The following is a 21,994-nucleotide window of genomic DNA, read 5'->3' on the forward strand; positions in this document are numbered from 1 at the left end:
TATAGCAAGGAACAGGTGAATCATGGTTGAAGTTCAGTTGCAGGTGAACGGCGTCGATGTCCGGCATGAAGTACCGGACCAGACGCTGCTCGTCGAATTTCTGCGCGAGACGCTGCGCCTGACCGGCACGCACGTCGGCTGCGACACGAGCCAGTGCGGCGCATGCACGGTCAATCTCGACGGCGTTTCCGTGAAGTCGTGCACGGTGCTCGCCGCGCAGGCAAGCGGCGGCCGCGTCGTCACCGTCGAAGGGTTGAAGCCGGACGAAACAACCGGCCTGCACCCGGTGCAAAACGCATTCGTGCAATGCCACGGCCTGCAATGCGGGTTCTGCACGCCGGGGATGATCATGTCGTGCGACTTCTATCTGCGCGAAGCGCCGGCTCTCGACGAAGCGAGCATCTGCCACGGCCTCGAAGGCAACATTTGCCGTTGTACCGGTTACGTGAACATCATCGAAGCCGTGCGGCACGCGGCGCGCGAAATGTACCCGGAGCATGCGGCAGGCGCCGCGCATCGGGAGGAACAGCACTCATGATCGGCAAACCGATACCGCGTGTCGAAGACCAGCGCTTCGTCACCGGCAAAGGACAGTACACCGACGATTTTCGCGTCGAAGGCCAGCTATACGCGGCCTTTTTGCGTTCGCCGCACGCCCATGCGGCACTGAACTCGATCGACACGAGCGCGGCGCGCGAGGCATCCGGCGTCGTCGCGGTGCTCGTCGGCCAGGACTACGTCGACGACGGTTTGATCGGCTGCGACCATGTACCGAATCCGATCGACGCCGTCGATGCGACGAAAAAGGCATTTGTCACGTCGCTGACCGGTTCGATCTTCAATCAGCTGCATATTCCGCTGCCGGTCGATCGCGTTCGCTACGTCGGCGAGGCGGTCGCGATGGTCGTCGCCGAAACGCCGCTGCAGGCGCGCAATGCGGCCGAGATGATCGAGGTCGGCTACGACGTGCTCGACGCCGTCGTCAATGGCGCCGATGCGATGCATGAAGATGCGCCGCAGTTGTGGGACGGCGCGCCCGGCAACCTGTGTTTCCAGACGCAAATCGGCGATCGCGACGAAGCGCGCCGCATTCTCGCGACGGCCGACCATGTCGTGCAACGCGAGTTTCACCACAGCCGGCTCGTCAATTGCCAGATGGAGCCGCGCAGCGCGATCGGCGACTACGATGCGCAAACGGACACATACACGCTGATCTCGGGCAGCCAGGGCGCCGTGCGTCAGAAACTCGTGCTCGCCGGCGCGTTGAAGGTGCCGCCCTCGCAGGTGCGCGTGGTATGCCCGGACACCGGCGGCGGCTTCGGGCCGCGCTCGTTCGTCTACGTCGAGCAGCTCGCGGTCGTGTGGGCCGCGCGCCGCATCGGACGTCCGGTCAAATGGACCAGCGATCGTAGCGAAGCGTTTCTGTCCGACTATCAGGGCCGCGACCAGATCATTCGTTCGACGATCGGTTTTTCGAAAGACGGCCGCATTCTCGCGATCGACAACGAATGGATCGGCAATGTCGGCGCGCATACGGTGTCGTATGTGCCGATGTCGAATGGAACGCGCATCATGACGACCGTCTACGATGTGCCGGTCGCGGCCGTGCATGTGAGCGCGGTGCTGACCAACACGGTGCCGACCGCGCCATACCGCGGCGCGGGCCGGCCTGAGGCGCATCATGTGATCGAGCGCATGCTCGATATCGCCGCCGCGCAACTCGGCATCGACCGCACGGAGATTCGCCGGCGCAATCTGATCGCACACGAAAAGCTGCCTTATCGCAGCCCGATGGGCCTCACTTACGACAGCGGCGAGTTTTCGCGCAATATGGAACGCGCGCTTACGCTGGCCGAATGGAGCACGTTCGAAGCACGCCGCGCGCAATCGCGCGCACGCGGCAAGCTGCGCGGCATCGGCCTCGCGAACTACATCGAGTCGCCGGTCGGTGCGCCGCGCGAGCGGATCGAGCTGACGGTGCTGCCCGGAGAACAGGAAAGCGGCTACATCGAAATCGTGTCGGGTACGCAATCGACAGGGCAAGGCCACGAAACCACGTTCGCGCAGGTCATCGCGCATCATCTGGGCGTGCCGATGTCGGCGGTCAAGCTGCGCACCGGCGACACCGCATTCGTCAGCGTCGGCGGCGGCAGCCACTCGGACCGCACGATGCGCCTCGGCGGCATGCTGCTCGTCGATACCGCCGCGCAGATCATTGCGACCGGCAAGCGCGTTGCCGCGGCGCTCTTCGATATCGCGGAAAACAAGGTCGAATTCGCCGACGGCCATTTTGTCGATTCGACGACGAGCCGCCGCGCAAGCCTCTTCGAAATCGCGCGTCGCGTGGCGAGCGACGGCATGCCGGGCGAGCCCGGCAAGAAAAAGCTCTATGCGGAAGCGGAAGTCAACAGACGCGTACCCGCACATCCGACCGGCTCCGCGATCTGCGAACTCGAGGTCGATCCCGATACCGGCGTCGTCACGCTCGTCAACTACACGTCGGTCGACGATGTCGGCCAGCCGATCAATCCGCTGATCGTCGAAGGTCAGGTGCATGGCGGTCTCGCGCAAGGAATCGGCCAGGCGCTCTCCGAAACCTGCTACGTGGACCGCGAAACGGGCCAGGTACTGACCGGCTCGTATATGGACTACGGCATGCCGCGTGCCGGTGTCGTGCCGCCGCTGCGCGTCGAGCTGACCGAAGACCCGACGCATGGCAACCCGCTGCGCGTGAAAGGCGGCGGCGAAAGCGGCATTACGCCGGCCACGGCGACGATCTTCAATGCGCTCGCCGACGCGCTGAAAGAGATCGGCGACGAAGAGCTCGACATGCCGGCCACGCCGAAGGTCGTCTGGGAGTACATCCATCGCGACGCCGCGTAAAAGTCGCACCGCGTAGAAGCGTGGCTCTGAACCGAACACAAGGAACTGCAGCATGTCCACTGAATTCGTTGCAATCAGGCGCGATGGTCCGCTCGTCGACATCGTGCTCGACCGGCCGGCAAACGGCAATCTGATCAACGCCGATATGAGCGAGGCGATTATCGCCGCGGTGTCGAATATTGACGATGATGTCAAGCTCGTGCGCATCGGCAGCAGCAGCGCCGATTTTTGCAAGGGTCGTCAGTCGCCGATGCCGCCCGCCGACGCCAAGCCGTCTGCGGAGACCCTGCGGCGCGTGGTCGCCGCGCCGCCGCTCGCGTTGTACGACGCGTTGAAAGCGGTGCGCGTGCCGGTGGTGTCGGTCGTGCGCGGCGAGGCGATCGGCGTCGGTTGTGCGCTCGCCGGTGTCTGCGACATCGCGCTCGCCGCCGACAGCGCCGTGTTCCAGATCCCCGAAATGGAACGCGACATTCCGCCGACGCTCGTGATGTCCGCCTTGATCGGCCGCGTGCCGGTCAAGACCGTCGCACATATGGTGCTGAGCCGCGAACGGCTGAGCGCCACCGAAGCGCTGCATGTCGGGCTCGTGAGCCGCGTGGTTGCCGCGAGCGAACTCGATGCGGCCGCGCAAACGCTCACGCAGACGCTGCTCGGCTGCAGCGCCGTCACGTTGCGCGCAGTCAAGCAGTTCTTGCATCTCGCACCGGAAATGCCGGCGTCGGGCGCGAGCGGTTTCGCAGCGCATCTCGCCGCGACCGCGCTGTCGGCGCGCTTCTGATTTTCCGGTCGCAGCGGCACGCTGCAGGCGCAAGGCGGCATGCCCGAACGACACGAGCAGGACACAAGCAGGATACAGGCAGGATACAAGCGGCCTCCAGGCAACCCGCAAGCAGCCCATAAGCAATACGCACGACTTACCCATACGCATCGCACGAGGACCCTCCCTTGAGACCGAAGACAGTCATCCCTTCCACCGTGCAAGGCGCGGCGGCCCCGGACCTCGAACAGTTCCGCCTGCGACGCTTTCTCGAAGCGCTCGGCGAAGGCGAACTCGAACCGCGCGAAGAGCCGGTCGATCTCGCCGACGTTGCCGGGATCATGGAAGGCAACCCGCGCGCGGTGTGGTTCAAGCAGCCGGGCGGCAGCGATTTTTCGCTCGCGGGCAGCGTTGCCGCGAGCCGCACGCGCCTCGCGCAAGCATTCGATACGACGCCGCAGAACCTGCTCGCCACCGTGCGCGAGCGGCTCGCGGTCAAAGGCAAGCTCGTCGAGGTGACGCGCGAGGAAGCGCCCGTCCAGCAGGTCGTGCTGACCGGCGACGCATGCGACTTCACCGCGCTGCCCGTGCATTTGCAGCACGATCTCGACGGTGCGCCATATATTTCGGCGTCCATCGATTTCGCCGTCGATCCTGAAACGGGCTGGACCAACGTCGGCATTCGCCGGCTCATGCTGCGCGGCCGCCGCACCGCGGGCGTCGACCTCGTCGCGCCGTCCGATCTGCGCGCGATCAGTATTGCGCACTCGAAGCGCGGCGAGCGTCTGCCGATCGCGTTCGCCGTCGGCACGCATCCGGTCGATCACGTCGGCGCGACGATGCGCATTCCCGCCGACGAACTCGAACTCGTGGCGGCATTGCGCGGCACGCCGATGGGCGTCGTCAAATGCGTGACGAACGATCTGCTCGTCCCCGCCGACGCGGAATTCATTCTCGAAGGCTATCTCGACGAGCGCGGCCACGCGGAGCCCGAAGGCCCGTACGGCGAATTCCTCGGCTACTACGGCGGCGTCAAGACGAACCCCGTCTTCCATCTGACCGCGATCACGCACCGCCGCGAGGCGGTGTTTCAGACCTGCACGATCGGCGGCCGTGCAATGGCGCGAACCGATACCGCCCAGCTCGCGGCGCTGCGTACCGAAGTGACCGTGTGGCGCGCGCTCGAAACCGCCGTGCGCGAAGTGAAGGCCGTCTACTGCAGCGCAGCGACAGGCGGCATGTTCAACGTGCGCGTCGCATTGCAGCAGCGCGTGCCCGGCGAAGCGCGCAACGCGATCGCCGCGGTGTTTGCGTCGCTCGCAAACGTCAAGCACGTGTTCGTCGTGGACCCTGACATCGATATCTTTTCCGAAGAGCAGATGGACTGGGCGCTCGCGACGCGTTTCCAGGCGGACCGCGATCTCGTCGTGCAGAACGGCTTGCGCGCGATGCCGCTCGATCCGTCGCTGCACGGCCTCGCGCACGGCACGGCGAGCACCGCGAAGGCGGGCTTCGATCTCACGCTGCCGTTGCTCGCCCCCGGCGCGGTGCGGCCGCTCGAACATCGCGTGCCGACGCCGCCGCAATACGCGGGCGCGCGCTTCGAGTCGCTCGAAGCCGCGCTCGAGGACGGCCCGAAGCGCTTTGCAGAACTGATGGCGGCGACAGGTACTCGCGACGGACGCGAAGTCGTGCGCTGGCTCGAAGACGTCGAGGCGACGCGCACGATCACGCGCGATGGCGAAGGACGGTACGCGTTTTCGTAGCATCGGTCTCGCAGGCGCCAAACCCGCGCGAAATGCGGCGGTAACGAAGGCGTCCGCGAATCGATGCTTCTGTGCACGAAGCGAACGGGATAAAATCTGCGGCAACCGTTGGTCGGAAACGAAGGGTCGCCGCAGATATGAATTTGTCCATCAAGCAGCTCAAAGTGTTCCTCGGCGTGGCGAACGCCTCGAGTTTCACGAAAACCGCGCAAAGCATGCATCTGAGCCAGGCTGCGCTCAGCGCGATCATCCGGGAACTCGAAACCCAGCTGCAATGCCGTCTGCTGGAACGCACCACGCGCACCGTCGCGCTGACGGAAGCGGGCCGCGCGTTCTATCCGACCGCGATGAAAATCGTGGAAACGCTCGAAAAGTCGGTCATCGAACTGAACGAGCTCGGCCGCCAGAAGCAGGAATCGCTACTGCTCGGCTGCACGCCGATGATTGCCGCGAGCCTGATGCCGCAGGTGCTCGGGCGTTTCGCGGCTGCCTATCCTGCGTCGACCGTCGAACTCGTCGACCGGCCGCCCGGCGAGTTGCTGCGGATGGTCGAAGACGGCGACCTCGATGCGGCATTCGGTATATTTTTCTCGCAGCTTTCCGGCATCGACCGCGTGCCGATGTTTCCGTCAAGGCTCGTCGCCGTATCCGCGGAAAACGATATGTCGCTGGGCGGCCCGGCGGCGCGCGAGCGGCATGGCGTGCGCTGGAGCGCGCTCGAAGGGCTGCCGCTGATCACTCTGCCGAAGGACAATCCGCTGCAACGGCTGATCGAGGCGACGCTCTCGAAAGAAGAAGTGACCGTGAGCCGGCGCATGGTGGTCGGGCATCTGCAAACGGCAATCGCAATGGCGCACGAAGGTCTCGGCATCGCCGTGATGCCTTCTTTCTGCGAACACATCTGCAAGCACTATCGCGTGCAGATCGACGTGATACGGCCGGAAGTGGAGTTCTCGTTTTACCGGATCACGCGCAGCGGTCGCGATACGCTGTCGGTGCTCGATACGTTCACGGAGATGTTTGCGCAGGCTGCTCAACAACGGCCTTCGGCGCTCGCCGCGGAAGCCGCTGCGACCACGCAAGCAGCGCGGAAAACAGCGCGATAAACACGAACACCGCCGACACGTTCACGAAGAGCCGGCCGAGCGGCAAATGCATCGCAAGCAGCACGCCGCCGAGCATCGATCCGGCCACCGAGCCCAACTTGCCCACGCCAATCGCGCTGCCGACGCCGGCCGAACGCAGCGTCGTCGGATAGACGATCCCGGCCACCGCATACAGTCCAAACTGCGTGCCGATCACGCAGACGCCACTCGCAAACACCGCGGCAAACAGCAGCGCGACGGGCATCGGCATACCGAGCGATGCCGCAATCGGACAACCGAGCACCGCGAGCGTCAGCACGACAGCCATGCCATAGCGGTCTACGCAGCGGCTCAAGGCAAGCGCGCCGACCGTGCCGCCGACCGGAAACATCATTGCGACCTGCGCGGCGCGCACGGGTTCGAGATGACTCATGCCGAGCAGAATCGGTAACCAGTTCTGCAGAAAATGCAGCGCCAGCGAATTGAGCACGAACACGATCCACAGCAGCGGCGTGATACGGCGAAGTTCATTGCCGAACAACGCAGCGACACTCGCGCGCCGCGTTTGCGATTCGTCGTCGAGCACATAGTGCGCATCGGCATTTGCGCTCTGATCGGCGCCGAGACGGCGCGCGAGCTGCGCGATACGCCGAGAGTCGCGCCCGTTCATGATCAGAAAGCGGATCGATTCGGGCAGCAGGGCGAACGATGCAAACGCAACCGCCAACGCGGCGATGCCGCCGACGACAAACACGACCTGCCAGCCGAAATGCGGCAACAGCCACGAAGCAACCGCACCGCCGCCTCCCGCGCCGATCGAAAAGCCGGAGAACATCAGCGTAATCCATGTCGCGCGCCGCGCCTTCGGCGCGTATTCGGACACGAGCGCAACGGTGTTCGGCACCACGCCGCCCATGCCGATGCCGGCGAGAAAACGCAACAACGTCAGTTCGCCGAGCGAAGATGCGCGCGCGCTTGCCAGCGTCAGGATACCGAATAGCATCGTGCCGTAGATAATCGTGCGTCGGCGGCCGAAGCGATCGCCGCTGAAGCCGAGCAGCAGCGATCCCACCAGCACACCGAACAATCCGAAGCCGAAGACATGTCCGAAACCGGCGGCGTTCGTATGCCACTCGGCGATCAACGCGGGAGCGGAATAGGCAACGGCGACCTGATCGTAGCCGTCGATCAGCACGATCAGAAAGCACCATGCAATGAGGCCGATTGCGAAACCGCCGAGCTTCTGTCGCTCGACGAGCGCGGATACATCGACGGTGGAGCGGCGGCTGGCAGCCGTGCCGGCGCCGACGTGGGTATCTGAAACCACGGTCATGTTCGTCTCCTCCCTGCGCAGGTCGCCTTGATCGGCGAGCGTTGCGCCTGCGCTTTAGCGCAGGATTTTGTCTCGTTGGGCAGCATTCTGTTTGCGATGGCCTGACGAACCAGGCCGCAGCCGTCAACGAGTGTAGTGAAACGCACCAGCGAAGGGAATCAACGAATCATGATTGGTTGATCGAACGATTCGATGAATCGTCAAACTTCAAAAAAACTCAATTTCGCGGCTCAACGGCGAGCCGCGCTCAGCCGCGACGCTCGACCGCGGACGCGGCCCGATTGCCGCGCGCCATGCTCGAAAACACGCCGTCGCGGCGAATCAGACCATGGAACATCGCCGCGGCCAGATGCCCGAGAAAGCTTAGAAACAGCAGCATCGCGAGCCACGTATGCGCGCCGCGCAGGAACGCGTAAAGCCGCGGACTTTGCGGGACGATGGGCGGCAGATCCAAACCCGGAAACATATGCACCGGAAAGCCGCCCGCCGACAGCATCGACCAGCCGACCAGCGGCATCGCAAACAGCAACAGATAGAGCAGCCAGTGCGAACCTTGCGCAATACAGCGCTGCCAGCCCGGCATATCGCCCGGCAACGGCGGCGGACGGTGCGCGATACGCACGATCAGACGCAGCACGACAAGCACGAGAATCGCAATGCCGAGCGGCCGGTGGATCGCGATCAACGTCAGATGCAGCCGCGAAACGGTCGCGACCATACCGACGCCGATAAATAGCATCGCGACGACGAGCGGCGCCATCAGCCAATGGAAGAAGCGCGCCGGCAAACTGAAATGTGCGTGACCTGATTTCATTGATGCCCTTCTGCTATCGATGATTTCTGAGCCGCCAGCCCGTGCGCTTCTTCGCGAATCCGGCGATTGAACGATACTGCGTATGCGGCCGACCGGGCCGCGAGCAGTGGATCGTCGGACGGCTTGAGCCCATCGGGCAACACGGTCGGATCGTAGTTGATATCGCGACAGTCGCCATCGGCCTGCACGGTTTCGTGCTCGATCGTAAGCGTTCCCGCATCGATCTGCCGGCGATCGTCGGGCCATGCCTGCGTGGCGTCGTTCGTCACGTCGCCGGGCGCGGCCACCGTCAGAATCAGGTGCCAGCGCAACGGTCCTTGCGCCAGCCGGTCCGAAAGCTCCCCGGACAGATAGTTCGGCGCATTGCCGCTCGGCTTCGCGGGCGCATAGGCCGCTTCGGGAACCATCGCCCAGCGGATAAACGACGTATCGCCATCCGCATCGATCGCGCGGAACGCGTTGATGCTGTAATACGCGGCATTCGCGAAGCTGCTCGAAGGCGGATGCGCCTTGACCCACTGCTGGAACGGTTGCGTTTCAGGGTGAGCCGCGTAAAACGCCTTCAGTTTAGCCGGATCGGGCTTGCCCGTTGCCGGGTCGGGCTTGCCCGCCGCGAGCTGCTCGTAGAATGCTTCCGGCGTGTTGACCGCAAAAACCGGCGTATTGTTCATTCCGGTGCGCCACTGCGCATGATTCGGCAACTGGAATTCGAGCGCGAAGCTGCGTACCGGTGTGCCCCCGTCCGGTGCAACCGGGTTTGGACCGGGAATCGCAAAGCGCCCGATGACCGGAGTACGCACCGGGTCGAATACCTCCGCGCGCGAAATGCCGGATGCCTTGCCGTTGCCTTCGAAGTAACCGGCAACACATACGCCCTTCGCGTGATTGCGTCTGAACCCAGGATGCACGCCGCCATACGTTTCGAATTTATCGACGATGCGTTGCGGGCTCAACCTGTCCGGCGCGGCAAAACCCGCAATGTAGACAAAGGCGCCGCCCACCGCGAGCACCACGACACCGATTGCGCATAGCTTGCCGATTTCGCCGAGATGCTGACCTGGATGGCGCGCGAGTTCGGCCAACGAAAACGGTCGTTCGTTCATGAAACCTACCCTTAGCGTGAGATTTGCAAATGGGCGAACACAGGCTTCATGCGTTTATTCCATCAGCCCTCAAAGTCGTGCAAATGAAAGGTTAAACGTTTACATCGGCGCTTAACGAAGCAATGCAAACAATTGATGTCGCGTTTATCCTAGGCACGCTCGAACTTGTCCCGGGAAAACCTCACCATGTCTGAATGCAGCCAATTTGAACTATTCGGTTTCTGGCGATCGTCAGCGACCTATCGCGTGCGCGTCGCATTGAACCTGAAGAATATGAACGCGGAAGAGATGACCATCGATCTCGACGCCGGTCAGCAGCGCACCCCTGAATTTCTCAAGGTCAATCCGCTCGGCGCGCTGCCGACACTGATCGAAGCAGGGCAGCAGCCGCTGACGCAATCGATCGCCATTCTCGAATATCTCGAGGAACTGCAACCGGATCCTCCTCTGTTGCCGTCGGATCTCCAAGGGCGGGCGCGCGTGCGTTCCATCGCGTCGATGCTCACCGCGGACACGCATCCGCTCGTCGTACCTCGTGTGAAGAACTACCTGATGGAGCGCGGCGGCTTCGATCTCGCCGCATGGCGCGACTGGCAAATCCAGTGGTTCGGCACGGGAATTCGCGCCGTGGAAAAACGCCTTGCCACCGAAGCCGGCACCGGCATCTGGTGTCACGGCGATTCGCCGACGTTCGCCGATATCGCGCTTGCAAGCATCATCGCGGTGATGCGCGTGTTCCAGATCTCGATTCCGAATACGCCCACCGTCGACCGCATCATCGCGCAGTGCGATTTGCACGAGGCATTTCTGAAGGCGGCTCCGTACCGGCAGATCGGCGCACCGCCCGTGCCGATGCACGGCTGATGCCAAACCGTCAGTGCAACGACGGTTCGTCGAGGCCGAAGTGGCTGCGCAACGTGTCGTGCAGCGACAGCGCGTCATGCGCGATTGCGGGCGTCCATGTGCCCACCGCATCGCACATGCGCTGCAGTTCGCGGCAACGGTCGGCGAATTGCGGCTCGTGCACGATCAGGAATGCACCGCCCGCACTGTGCGCCCAGTCGCGTAATGCCGAGCGGTCGCGGGCGTCGATAATGCCCGCGAGCCGCGGTAGATCGGTGCCCAGGTGATCCTTTAGCATCGCGAGGTAACGCGACTTGTCGACGGCATCGAGTGTGTGCGGTTCTTCGGATGCTGCTAACGGATGCGGTGCGTCTGCTGCATCACGTCGTGTCTGCGCTGCCGGCGCGGCCTCCCACAGTGCGAGCAAGCCGGTTCGCAATTGCTGCAGCGACGCGGGCTTCGGAATATAGCCGGCGAAGCCGCGCTGTCGCCATTCCTGCGCCTGCTCCGCTCCGGTGACCGCGCTGAATGCGGTCACCGGCAGCGCGGGATGCGCGTCGCGCAGGGCCGCCATTAGCGCATATCCGTCCATCTCCGGCATATGGATGTCGGTTAGCACCAGATCGACTTCGGTCTGCGAAAGAACTGCGAGCGCCTGCTTGCCGTCGCCGACGACGATCGGCTCGCAGCCGAGCGCCGTCAACTGGTCCGTGATGAGCGCCTGATTCAGAGGGTTGTCTTCCGCCACGAGCACGCGCAAGCCGGTTAGTGCCGAGGGATGCGGGGCTTGCGCGTCACTGGCTGTTCGGGAAGAACGCTGGTCGCGCGAAGCGTTCAATGCGGGCGACACGGGCGTTTGCGATTCACCGCGCGCCGCAAATGAATTTCGCGCGTCCGGCACGGCATCGGCTTGCATATCGCCTTGTATATCGCTTTGTATATCGCCTTGCACATCGCCGCACGCATCGTCGTGCAATGCTTCGTCGTGCTGCTCGTCGTTCACTGCGCGCTCGACCGCCGCGCCTAGCGCGCGTTGGCTAAATGCCGTTACTTCCCACACACCGTCACTACGTGCGGCCGCGCCAAGCGGACCCGCGGGCGTCATCCATACCACATTGGCCGGGCGGCACGCGCGCAGTTGCGCGATGGCGTCTTCGCCGTACTCGCCCGTCACGATCATGAACGCCGGCCGGTTGATGCGCAGCCAGGTCGGCGCCGCATCGAGCGACGTTACACAGGTTACCTGCCATCCTTGCAGCGCCAACACTTCCTCGAACCACTTCGCCCCCGCCAGTTCCTGGCAAAGAACGAAAGCGCTGCCGCGCATCGCAGACGCAGGCCCCGATGCCGCGGCGGTCTGCGCCGCCATGCTTTCGTCGTGACCGGCAGGCATCGCGAGCGGCAAGCTCACCGTGAACGCGCTGCCGACGCCTTGCACGCTTTCCACGGCGATCTTTCCGCCCATCAGTTCGGAGAGCCGCACGCAGATCGACAGGCCCAGCCCGGTGCCGCCGAAGCGGCTCGCCGTACCGGGCTCCGCCTGCACGAAGGGCTTGAAAATACGCGCGACCTGTTGCGCATCCATGCCGATTCCGGAATCGCTGACGCGACAGACAAGCATGTCGCGCCCCGCGTCGTCCGTGTGTATCTGAGCGCCTAGCACGATCTTGCCGCTCGACGTGAACTTGAACGCATTGCTCAGCAGGTTATTGACGATCTGCACGACGCGCGTGCTGTCGCCTTGCCACACACGGTTCAACGCCGGCGACAGATAGGCGTAAAAATTCAGCGGCCGCTTGCCGGCCAGCGGCGCATACGACAGCGCGAGATTCTCGAGATCGTCGAGCGGATTGAACGGCTCGCTGACGAGCTTCATCATGCCGGCATCGATCTTCGAGAAGTCCAGAATATCGTTGACGATGCGGCGCAATCCGTCCGCCGCCATGCCGAGCGCGCGCACGCGCGGCTCATGCTGCTCGAGACCGGGGCTCGACGACAGCAACTCCAGATTGCCGAGCAGCGCATTCATCGGCGTTCGTATTTCGTGGCTCATGGCGGCGAAGAAGTTGCTTTGCGCGCGCATCATCGCTTCCGTTTCGCGTTGCGCCGCACGCAGTTGCTGACCAAGCGCATAGCGGGCCGAGATATCGAGAATCGCGCAGAACAGCACGTCTTCGTTGTCGTGGCGCGCCGATTCGTAGTTGATTTGCAGCATTGTGGCGTCCGGCACGGGCGACGCGTGCTGTGCCCCCGATGCGTCGGCCTGCCTCGGCAATGCGGCCACGATGAATTCGGATGCCGATGCACCGGTGGCGGCGGATGCAGACGCGATCGCATGCAGACTATGTTCCGTATAGGCCGCCGCGATATGCGGCGGCAAATGCGCCGCGTCGCCGAGGCGCATCAGATCGCGCGCAAGCTGGTTCGATGCCGCCACTGAAAAGTCCTGTTGCCGGACGATGCACAGCCCGACCGGCGTCGCACTGACGACGATGTGATTGATCGTCTCGTTCTCGAGTGCGCGCCGCGCTTCGTCGTGCCAATCGCGTAGCAGCCGCATGCCCCAGAACTTCGCGGTCAGCGCCATTGCGGCCACGATCACCAGTCCAAGCCCAACGATGGCGAACAGTTGGAGTGCCGCGCCGGCAATCACGGCGCGCCATGGCACATAGCTGACCAGCAGGCCGTGGCCCGGTGTCACCGCATCGACGAGTACGACGCCGCGCCACGCGTAATGGATGACGCCAACGCGCGTGTTGCTTGCGACGTCGCGCAGCCACTGCAGCGTCGATGGCGCGAGCGCCGGCTTCGCTGTGATCGAACGCTTGCCGCCCTCGCCTAATAACAGCGTTGCCGAACCCTGCGGTTGATCGAGCCCGGCGAGCATCGCACTGGCGTCGACCGTCATCGCGATCAGCATGACGGGTTTGCCGTCCACGCCCGGCATGCTGAGCGCGGTCACGACGGGTACGCCGAGCAGCGGGTCCGTGTAGGGTCCGATAAGCACACGCTCGCCGGCCGCGAGCGTGCGCTTGCCCGTTTGCGCCGCGAGTGCGTCCAGCGTCGCCTCGCGCAACGCGGCGGCAGTCGGCGAAGTCAACGAAGGCGCATGGGCACTCGTGTGCATGCCGGGCGCCGGCAGGATCGCTGCGAAGTCGCCATCGAGCCCGATCAACAGCGTTTGATAGGGCAGGCCGAATGCTTCGCGCGTCATGAACGTCGATTCGGCGGTTTCGGTGATGCGCCGCAGGTGCGCGCTCAGATCCGCACCCCATGCGTTGCGCGTCGCCTCGGAAACGACCACGTCGAAGGGCACACCGAGCGTTGCGGACCGGCCCGTCGCCACGCCGGACCGGCTGATCTGCCGAAGCAGGTCGTCCGGTGCATCGTGCGCGTCCAGCGTCTGCCGATAGAACTTCACCGTCAGTTCGCTGCGGATCAGGAACGACACACAACGATGCAGAAACAACGAAATGTCGGATGCATTCTGTGCGCCGATTCTGCGCTGCATATCGAGTTGCCTGTCGATCGCAAGCGTGGCGAGCAACGTGACCGATATCGCGATGATCGCGATCAGCGCTGCAATCGTCGCGGTGTACAAGCGTTGCTGACGCCGTGCATTCGCGGCGAGCGAGGCGAATGCGTCTGCGAGCGACTGCTGCGTGCGGTCGAGGATGTTGGGCATCGCATCGGGCAAGTATGAGCGCCGCCGTTCGTGGGCGACACCGTGAGTCCACTATAGGTCGTTTCGATGCCGCGGGGCGCGATATGTCTGATGGATCGGCGTAAGCCCCACCTCGACAAAAATTTATTGCGCCGTCAGCATGGCAATCGTCAGCGCCCCGAAGTGTGTGCGGGCCGGCTGACCCGAGTAACAACGGCGTTTTAGCGGCCCGTCCCTTGTGGACGGGCTATTTTTTCGCGCCGGCGCAAAACGCTGCGCATTCGCGTCGCGCAAAGCAATAAATACCGGCTCGCGATGTCGGCCGGCATAAATTTCCGTATCGCCCCGCTAGTTGGCGCGGGTATCGACGCCGGTCCACGGCGGATAAACCGGTGCGACCTTTCGCCCAGGAATAGTCATCGGGCGATGATAGGCTGATCACTTCGCGCGAGCGCCGCGTCGAACCCGCACCTCTCGCGGTCGTCCCGTGCGCATCGCGTTGAACCATCGCTAACCGGCAGCGGGAGAATCGCCATGCATGCACCTGTCGCCACGCTATCTGCGCACTTCGCCGCGATGGCCCGCAACAACGCGTGGTCGAATGCGCGGCTTTATCGGGCATGCCTGCCCTTGTCCGACGAGGCGTTCACCGAGCGCCGCGTAAGCTTCTTTCCTTCGCTGCAACTGACGTTGCACCATATCCTGCTGGTCGACCGCTACTACCTCGACGCGCTCGTCGACGGCGGCGCAGGCCTCGCGATTTTTGCCGACGAGACGGACCGTCCGCGCTGCACGGAGCTGTGGGCGGCGCAGCGCGAACTCGACCGTCAGTTGATCGCATTCTGCGACGCGCTCGACGATGGCGCGCTGCGGCGCGACGTCGTCATCGACCGCGGCCCGGACATCGGTCAGCAGCATGAGACGGTCGGCACGGTGTTGCCGCACCTGTTCGTTCACCAGATTCATCACCGGGGCCAGGCGCACGCGATGCTTGCCGGCACCGATGTGCCGCCGCCACAGCTCGACGAGTTCTTCCTGCTGGCCGATACACCCGCGCGCGAGCGCGAGCTGGCGGCGCTCGACGACAAGCGGTAGGAGGCGACGCAACGCGACGGAAGCGGCGACCGCACCGCAACAGGGCACAAAAAATGCGTCCGGCGACGCGGCAACTCGCGTTAAACTGGCTCCAGCATTCGCTCGCGGCTTCGGTGCACGGTGTGCCGGGCCGCGCGACAGAACGGTGAAGCTCCCCGTACAATGCTTGTTCTATAACGGATGAGGAAATTTTCGATGCGCACCACCGGGTCTTCCGGGGCAATGGCCCTGCTCACCGAGTACGACGACGCGACCGGGCGTGAACTGCGCACGCTGCGGCTCGAAGCGACAGAAGACGGCAAAGGCATTCTTCTCGTCGAAGTCGACGAACGCAAACCGGGCATTCATCGCGAAGTGCGTTACGAAATCACACCCGCCGAACTGATCGCGGCTATCCGCGCGCATGGCGCGGAACTGCCGGGCGAGCAGCACAACCATCACCGGCACGCAACCTGATCCGCGCGGCGGCGCGCTCGCAATGCCGCGCTGCCGCGTCTGCCAGCGTCTGCCTGCGTCTCCCTGTTTTCTCGCGCTCCTGCCGTTTTTTCTGCCGGTCCTCTGCTGCCGTTCCAGTTCCAGTTCCCGCTGCAATTTTCTTCGCCACACGCGGCTGTCATTTTCACCGGCGTTTTTCTGGTAGTCTGCCGACCGTTCGACATCGTCCAAATGCCGCCCGTGAGCCTTGCGGACGGCATCCAGCCATCCGCCCGGCGCAAACGGAATGGCTGTATGCAGCAGCCGCTCCAGCGCTGACGGGGTGTTGCTCCCGTCGCTTGCACGCGGCGCAAATGCGTCCATAATTCTTAACTTACCTGACGCAATTGCGGCTTCCCGAGCCGCGAAAAAGTAAACCGATGCTACATGACCTCGTCGAGCAATACGGGCCCGCGATCGTCTTCGCCAATGTGCTCGCCGCGTCGATCGGGCTGCCCGTGCCCGCGATGCCGTCCCTCGTGCTGTTCGGCGCGATGGCCGCCATGAATCCCGCCACGGTCGGCACGCAGCTCGTTTCGGTGCTCGTGCTCGCCATCTTCGCCACGCTGATCGGAGACAGCGCGTGGTATCTCGCCGGCCGCATCTACGGCGGCAATACGCTCAAAACGCTTTGCAAGCTGTCGCTCTCGCGTGACAGCTGTGTCAAGAAGACCGAGCGCTTTTTCGGCCGGTGGGGCGTGCGCGTGCTCGCCGTCGCGAAGTTCATTCCGGGCCTGTCGATCGTTTCGATTCCGCTGGCCGGTGCAATGGGCACGCCGTACCGCACGTTTCTCACGTTCGACAGCATCGGCGCCGCATTGTGGTCGGGCCTTGGCCTTACGCTCGGCGCGCTCTTCGCGCAGCAGATCGACATGCTGTTTGCCGAAGCGAGCCGGCTCGGCAAGCTGACCGCGGTCGTCGTCGTCGCGTTGCTGCTGCTTTACGCCGCCTACCGCTGGATGCGCCGTCGCCAACTGCTCAACAAACTCGCGAAGGCACGCATCAACGTCGACGAGCTGTACGATCTGATGTCGAACAAAAAAACGCCGGTGCTGTTCGACATCCGCTCCGAAGAAAAGCGCAAGCTCGATCCTTTCGTGATTCCGGGCTCGAAGTTCGCGGATGAACGCAACCTCGACGAGATCGTCGCGAACTACAAGCCTGACCAGAAGCTCGTCATCTATTGCTCGTGCCCGAACGAAGTGTCGGCCGCATGGATGGCCAAGGCGCTGACCCAGGCCGGCTTCAAGGACGTGGTGCCGCTGCGCGGCGGCCTCGACGCATGGCGCGACGCAGGTCGCCAGCTCGAGCCGCTGCCCGACGAACCCGCGCCGCACGTCGACGACGTCGGCATTTCGCCGAAGGCCGTGTAGCGATCCGCGCGGGCTACACCGTTTTATCTGAATTGATGCAACCGACTGATGCAACCGACGCAAGGAGCGGTCCGATGCTTGTAGCAACCCGCGATGGAGAAGGACAAGCCAGCGAAGTCGTCGCGGAAGCGCCGTACTCGACGCTGTCTACGCGGCGCCACCAGATGTTCCCGACGCTGACGCCCGCCGAAATCGATCGCGTGCGGAATTTCGGCGATCTCAATCACTGGCATGCGGGAGAATTTCTGTTCCGCACCGGGCACAATGGCCCCGGCATGATCGTAATGCTGTCCGGTACGGTGCGCATCACGCAGCGCGACGGGCTTGGCCGCGAGCACCTCGTCGTCGAACACGAAGGAGCGGGGCAATTCCTCGCCGAAGTCGGCCAGCTGTCGGGCAAGCGCGCGCTCGTCGACGGCATTGCGATGAAGCCGGTCAGCGCGGTGCTGATCCCGCCCGAGCGCCTGCGCGCGCTGATCATCGCCGAAGCCGAACTGGGCGAACGCATCATGCGCGCGCTGATTCTGCGGCGCGTGGCGCTGATCGAAAAAGGCGCGGGCGGCCCGATCCTCCTCGGCAAGAGTTACGATGCGCGGCTCGTCGCGCTGCAAAGCTTTCTGTCGCGCAATGGCCATCCACATTCGGTCATCAACGAGCGCGACGAAGAAGCGCTCGGCCTCATCGAACAGTTCGGCGCGCAGCCCGAAGACCTGCCGCTCGTGATCTGCCCCGACGGTCGCGTGCTGCGCCGTCCGAGCGATCCGGAACTCGCATCGTGCCTCGGTCTGCTGCCCGACCTCGACGAGAAACACGTGTACGACGTCGCGATCGTCGGCGCGGGCCCCGCGGGCCTCGCGACAGCCGTCTATGCGGCGTCCGAAGGACTGTCCGTCATCGTGCTCGACAGCCGCGCGCCAGGCGGCCAGGCGGGCGCGAGCTCGCGCATCGAAAACTATCTCGGCTTTCCGACCGGCATCTCCGGTCAGGCGCTCGCGGGTCGCGCCTTCGTGCAGGCGCAGAAGTTCGGCGCGCACGTCGCGATTCCGCTGAAGGTGAAAGCGCTGCATTGCGAAGAGCGGCCGCATCGGCTCGAACTGACCTGCAACGCCGGCATCCGGCACGGCAACGTGCGCGCGCATGCCGTGGTGATCGCAAGCGGCGCCGTGTACCGCCGTCCGTCGATCGAAGGGCTCGACCGTTTCGACGGCCGCGGCATCTACTACTGGGCGTCGCCGGTCGAAGCCAAGCTCTGCAAGCACCAGGAGGTTGTCGTGGTGGGCGGCGGCAACTCGGCGGGGCAAGGCATCGTCTATCTTGCGTCGCACGCGGCGCACGTTCACGTGCTGATCCGCCGCAGCGGCTTCGAAGCGACGATGTCGCGCTACCTGATCGACCGGATCCGTTCGCTGCCGAATGTGACCGTCCATCCGCAGTCGGAAATCGGCTGGCTCGATGCGGACGACAGCGGCCTGTCGACGATCGGCTTGAAGTCGCCGCTGCCGAACGGTCAGGACCGCTTTGAATCTCGGCATCTGTTCCTGTTCACGGGCGCCGATCCGAATACCGCATGGTTGCGCACGTGCGGCGTGCAGCTCGATGCGAAGGGCTTCGTGCTGACCGGCGCAGATTCGGCTTGCGATCTCGTCACTTCGGTCGAAGGCGTGTACGCGATCGGCGATGCGCGCGCCGGATCGACAAAGCGCGTTGCGGCCGCGGTCGGCGAAGGCGCGGCGGTGGTCGCGCAGATCCATCAGATGCTGGCTGTCGCGAACGGCGAAGCGATCGCACTCGGCGCGTAAGCACGCGAAGCGTAAGTACGCAAAAAGCGCCTGATAAGCGCGGCATCATCAGCGTCGAATGCCGCGGTCGAAGGCCGCGGCCGTATGCCTGACCTGGGGCGCGGTCGGATCGGCAGTCGAGCGCGCCCCTGCGCTCGACCTTCTTCAACCCAAGCTCAGTGCTCGACCTTTGCGCGCAATTCGCGCGCCGTTTCGAGCAGACCTTCATAGCCGGCGCGAGCGTGCTCGGGGAGGTCGGGGTCGCCGACCAGCGTGCCGAGCGTCTCGATCAGGCTATACAGAATGCCGCGTGCCGCGCTGATCGCGATATGGCCGGACTGCACCATTTCGCCCACATGGGTGACTGCTGCGTCGAGATGTTCGAGGTCGGGGTGTTCGGCGTCAGGCGCGCCGCTGTCGGGCCGCTTTTCAGGTGCATCGCCAGTCATGGTGGTGTGCCGTTTCGGTTAGTCCATCGTGGATCGGAAGCATTGTTTTCGTTATATACCGATCGCGCGCAGCCGTCACGCGCGCGATCGCACGCTTTCGATCGATGGGGCGCGACAGCGGGTCGCATCCCGCGCGTGAACCCGCGATAGCGGAAAGCGCAAGCCCCGATCTGGTCCCGCACCCGCAATCTGGCCGCGACTAGCGCAGGCGGCGCGTAGCGGTCCTCACGGCTTCCATTGATACACGACGATCTTCGCGCGTGCGTCGTCTTCGACCAGTACGTCGTACTCGCCGTTCGAGCGCAATGTCGCGCTGATGCCGAGTTCGACGTCGACCTGCCCGCTCGTGTTGCCGACCGCCGCACCGGGCGCCATATATCCGACCTCCTGCCCCGTGCTCGCGTCGTAGACGTCGATCCGCTGCGTATAGAGTTGCGCAACGAACACGTAGTTGCCCGCGGTCGCCACGCCGACGGTCGTGACCGGTGGATTCGACTGCAGGTTCCACTGCAGCGGCACCACGTATCGCTGCGTCGGATGGCCCGTTGTCCAGTTGTCGTAGCGCGCGAGGACCGGCCCAGCCTCTTTCCACAGCGACGAATTCCACGGTTGCGCCGCCGTATAGCCGGTGACGTACATCGTGTCCGTTTCGGGCACGTAAAGCACGCGGCCGGTGCCGGTGAATATCGCCGGCGTCGGAAAGGTTTTCGCGGCTGCATAGTCGTAGACCGGATTGCCAGGCGAGTCGAAGCCTTGCAACGGCAGTTCGCGGATGCCCTTTGTTGGTGTGCCGAACCACACGTTGCCGAGCGAATCGACCCAGATAAAACTGTTGCCGATCGTGCTCAATACCGACGGATTACTCGTCAATTCATTCGCATCGATGCCGCCGTTCCCGTTCGTATCGCGCCACATCCATTCCCCGACTGCCGGCTGACCCGCCGGATACCCGCCGGCGATCGGCAACTCCGCGAACATGCCCGACGGAATCGCGATGTTGCCGTGCGCCGGATCGAAGCGATAGATATAGAGTTCGTGCGAATACGGGTCCAGCGCATAGAGATACGGCTTGCCGCCGTTCAGGCGCCGCAGCATCGGTTCGCCGCGCACGAGGCGCCCGAGGTGCAATTCCGGATCGTCTGGATAGTCGAAGCGATCCACGGTGAAGGCCGAGTAGGTCCATTGCTTTCCGGCCGGGTTGTTCCAGTTCATCGCGAAGACTTTCGAACCGGTGTAGATCGTGTTCTCCGACGCCGGATCGAAGGTCGCGCCATCAACGAACAGCAGCCCGTCGAGTTCCCACCGCAACGCGCGCGACACGCCCGTAAACGCCTGCAGCACCGCGCCGGCGCCGACCGACGGCGAGTTCAGCTGGCGCGGCCCCTCGCTGTTCTGTCCGACATAGAGATTGCCTGCCTGATCGAATCCGAAACCGGTAATGCCGTTGTAGCTGCCCAGTTGCACAGCGCCCGCGTTGTGGAAGATGCCGCGCGCAGTGCCCATCGAACCAGCCGGCGTCGTCAGACCGCTCGCGCTCCTGTTGTAGATGAGCAGTTGCTGGCTCCGTCCGTTGTCGGAGATAAACAGCTGACCCGATGGCGCAATCGAGATATCGGTCGGCACTACACCGGCAGGCAACACCGGTGCTCCCGCGATCGGCGCACCGCTCGACGAGTAGTGCGCAATCGCATATTGCCCCGTCATCGCACCGGTAATGACCCATAGCGTCGAATCGGTATCGATCGCGATGCGGCCCGGCGACATCACGTTGAACGAGCGCAGGCGCTGCATCGTGTTCGCATCGTAGGCAATGACCTGATTCGCGTACTGGTCCGACACGTAGAGCGTCGTGTCATTGGCCGCGAGACCGCGAATACCTGCGTCGGTGCCCGTGCTCACCGTATCGACAACGAGAAAGCTGTTCCTGGTGGCATTCGCGCTGTTGGCGATACCGGAGGCAAACGGCGCGCCCTGCGCGATGTTGCTGACGAGCCGCCGCGTGATGCCGTACCACTGCTGGTTACCCGGCGGATAGTCGGCACCGGTGAGCCCGTTGTTCTGATTGCCGATCGACATCGCCGCATACACGTATGTGCGGTTCGACGCGATCGCCTCGCCGCCGCTCGCGCCCCAGCCGTGCGTCGCGCCGCCGACCGCAAGCCTGTCGCCATTTTTGTACGCGGCAATTTCGCTGCCGCTTTCGTCCCAGCCGCAATCGACATAAACGGTGCCATCCGGCGCGACGTTAATGGCCTGAATGTCCTGTTGCATCCATTTACCATCGCCATAACCAAATGTATTGCCAAGCCATGAAGTGGCGTAATTCAATTTCGATTGTGCGTTACAACTAATAGGGACAAGGCTGCTCAATGCGAGCAGCGCCGCACCCAGACAAGAGAGGGTCTTCAAGTTCTGCGTCCTTGCGGGGGATAACGAAGCGAATTGCGGGCGGGACGTGGGGACCGGGCGCATCACGCGCCGGATTCCCGTTACACTGGATTCGTCCGCAGAATACCGCGACGCTCGAATCGCAGAACTGGATTGAAATGGTGGAAATACCGCTCTATTAGGCGATTT

General features: G+C 63.9%; 16 protein-coding genes. 10 read left to right on the forward strand and 6 right to left on the reverse strand.

Annotated features, from left to right (window positions below):
• The first annotated feature begins 22 nt into the window (after positions 1-22).
• The 5 genes from QYH69_RS14960 to QYH69_RS14980 all read left to right on the forward strand — a co-directional run bounded on the left by QYH69_RS14960 (position 23) and on the right by QYH69_RS14980 (position 6,512).
• Positions 23-538, forward strand: a complete 516-nt coding sequence (locus QYH69_RS14960) for a 2Fe-2S iron-sulfur cluster-binding protein (protein ID WP_308832645.1) — start codon at positions 23-25, stop codon at positions 536-538.
• On the forward strand, positions 535-2,883 hold the full coding sequence (locus QYH69_RS14965; protein WP_308832646.1) for a xanthine dehydrogenase family protein molybdopterin-binding subunit: 2,349 nt from the start codon (positions 535-537) through the stop codon (positions 2,881-2,883). The genes QYH69_RS14960 and QYH69_RS14965 overlap by 4 nt, the downstream gene beginning before the upstream one ends.
• Before the next feature lie 52 nt (positions 2,884-2,935).
• The gene (locus tag QYH69_RS14970) at positions 2,936-3,661 is read left to right on the forward strand and encodes an enoyl-CoA hydratase/isomerase family protein (RefSeq protein WP_308832647.1); all 726 of its coding nucleotides are present in this window, start codon (positions 2,936-2,938) and stop codon (positions 3,659-3,661) included.
• Between the two features lie 167 nt (positions 3,662-3,828).
• Complete coding sequence (locus QYH69_RS14975; protein ID WP_308832648.1) at positions 3,829-5,406, forward strand: UbiD family decarboxylase; 1,578 nt, start codon at positions 3,829-3,831, stop codon at positions 5,404-5,406.
• Positions 5,407-5,543: 137 nt separating this feature from the next.
• Complete coding sequence (locus tag QYH69_RS14980) at positions 5,544-6,512, forward strand: LysR family transcriptional regulator (RefSeq protein ID WP_308832649.1); 969 nt, start codon at positions 5,544-5,546, stop codon at positions 6,510-6,512.
• On the opposite strand, the gene QYH69_RS14985 is transcribed toward QYH69_RS14980, so the two are convergent.
• The 3 genes from QYH69_RS14985 to QYH69_RS14995 form a co-directional block, all read right to left on the reverse strand.
• Positions 6,415-7,824, reverse strand: a complete 1,410-nt coding sequence (locus tag QYH69_RS14985) for an MFS transporter (RefSeq protein WP_308832650.1) — start codon at positions 7,822-7,824, stop codon at positions 6,415-6,417. The two genes, QYH69_RS14980 and QYH69_RS14985, sit on opposite strands and share 98 nt — an antisense overlap.
• A 247-nt stretch (positions 7,825-8,071) precedes the next feature.
• Positions 8,072-8,638, reverse strand: a complete 567-nt coding sequence (locus tag QYH69_RS14990; protein WP_308832651.1) for a cytochrome b/b6 domain-containing protein — start codon at positions 8,636-8,638, stop codon at positions 8,072-8,074.
• A complete protein-coding gene (locus QYH69_RS14995) occupies positions 8,635-9,741 on the reverse strand; it encodes a catalase family peroxidase (RefSeq protein WP_308832652.1) in 1,107 nt (368 codons plus the stop codon). Before QYH69_RS14995 ends, QYH69_RS14990 begins: the two co-directional genes overlap by 4 nt.
• A gap of 186 nt (positions 9,742-9,927) precedes the next feature.
• Here QYH69_RS14995 and maiA point away from each other — a divergent pair, with 186 nt between their 5' ends.
• The gene (gene maiA / locus QYH69_RS15000; RefSeq protein ID WP_308832653.1) at positions 9,928-10,605 is read left to right on the forward strand and encodes a maleylacetoacetate isomerase; all 678 of its coding nucleotides are present in this window, start codon (positions 9,928-9,930) and stop codon (positions 10,603-10,605) included.
• 10 nt (positions 10,606-10,615) lie between these two features.
• Here the strand turns inward: maiA and QYH69_RS15005 are convergent, their stop codons facing one another.
• The gene (locus tag QYH69_RS15005; protein WP_308832654.1) at positions 10,616-14,269 is read right to left on the reverse strand and encodes an ATP-binding protein; all 3,654 of its coding nucleotides are present in this window, start codon (positions 14,267-14,269) and stop codon (positions 10,616-10,618) included.
• Between the two features lie 513 nt (positions 14,270-14,782).
• Here QYH69_RS15005 and QYH69_RS15010 point away from each other — a divergent pair.
• From QYH69_RS15010 to QYH69_RS15025, 4 genes are all read left to right on the forward strand, one after another.
• Positions 14,783-15,343 carry a DinB family protein gene (locus QYH69_RS15010; protein WP_308832655.1) on the forward strand — a complete coding sequence of 187 codons (561 nt, stop codon included), beginning with the start codon at positions 14,783-14,785 and terminating at the stop codon, positions 15,341-15,343.
• A gap of 195 nt (positions 15,344-15,538) precedes the next feature.
• Positions 15,539-15,799 (forward strand): hypothetical protein, encoded by a 261-nt coding sequence (locus QYH69_RS15015; RefSeq protein WP_075159213.1) that lies wholly within the window; start codon positions 15,539-15,541, stop codon positions 15,797-15,799.
• Between the two features lie 398 nt (positions 15,800-16,197).
• Positions 16,198-17,190: a DedA family protein/thiosulfate sulfurtransferase GlpE gene (locus QYH69_RS15020; RefSeq protein WP_308832656.1), complete on the forward strand. Its 993-nt coding sequence runs from the start codon at positions 16,198-16,200 to the stop codon at positions 17,188-17,190.
• Positions 17,191-17,264: 74 nt separating this feature from the next.
• Positions 17,265-18,989: an FAD-dependent oxidoreductase gene (locus QYH69_RS15025; protein WP_075161245.1), complete on the forward strand. Its 1,725-nt coding sequence runs from the start codon at positions 17,265-17,267 to the stop codon at positions 18,987-18,989.
• A gap of 155 nt (positions 18,990-19,144) precedes the next feature.
• Here the strand turns inward: QYH69_RS15025 and QYH69_RS15030 are convergent, their stop codons facing one another.
• Together QYH69_RS15030 and QYH69_RS15035 are read right to left on the reverse strand one after the other, a co-directional pair.
• On the reverse strand, positions 19,145-19,417 hold the full coding sequence (locus QYH69_RS15030; protein WP_308832657.1) for a hypothetical protein: 273 nt from the start codon (positions 19,415-19,417) through the stop codon (positions 19,145-19,147).
• Positions 19,418-19,642: 225 nt separating this feature from the next.
• Positions 19,643-21,688 (reverse strand): hypothetical protein, encoded by a 2,046-nt coding sequence (locus QYH69_RS15035; protein WP_308832659.1) that lies wholly within the window; start codon positions 21,686-21,688, stop codon positions 19,643-19,645.
• Between the last annotated feature and the right edge of the window lie 306 nt (positions 21,689-21,994).

It is taken from the genome of Paraburkholderia sp. SARCC-3016, from assembly GCF_031119615.1.
Classification (GTDB): Bacteria; Pseudomonadota; Gammaproteobacteria; order Burkholderiales; family Burkholderiaceae; genus Paraburkholderia.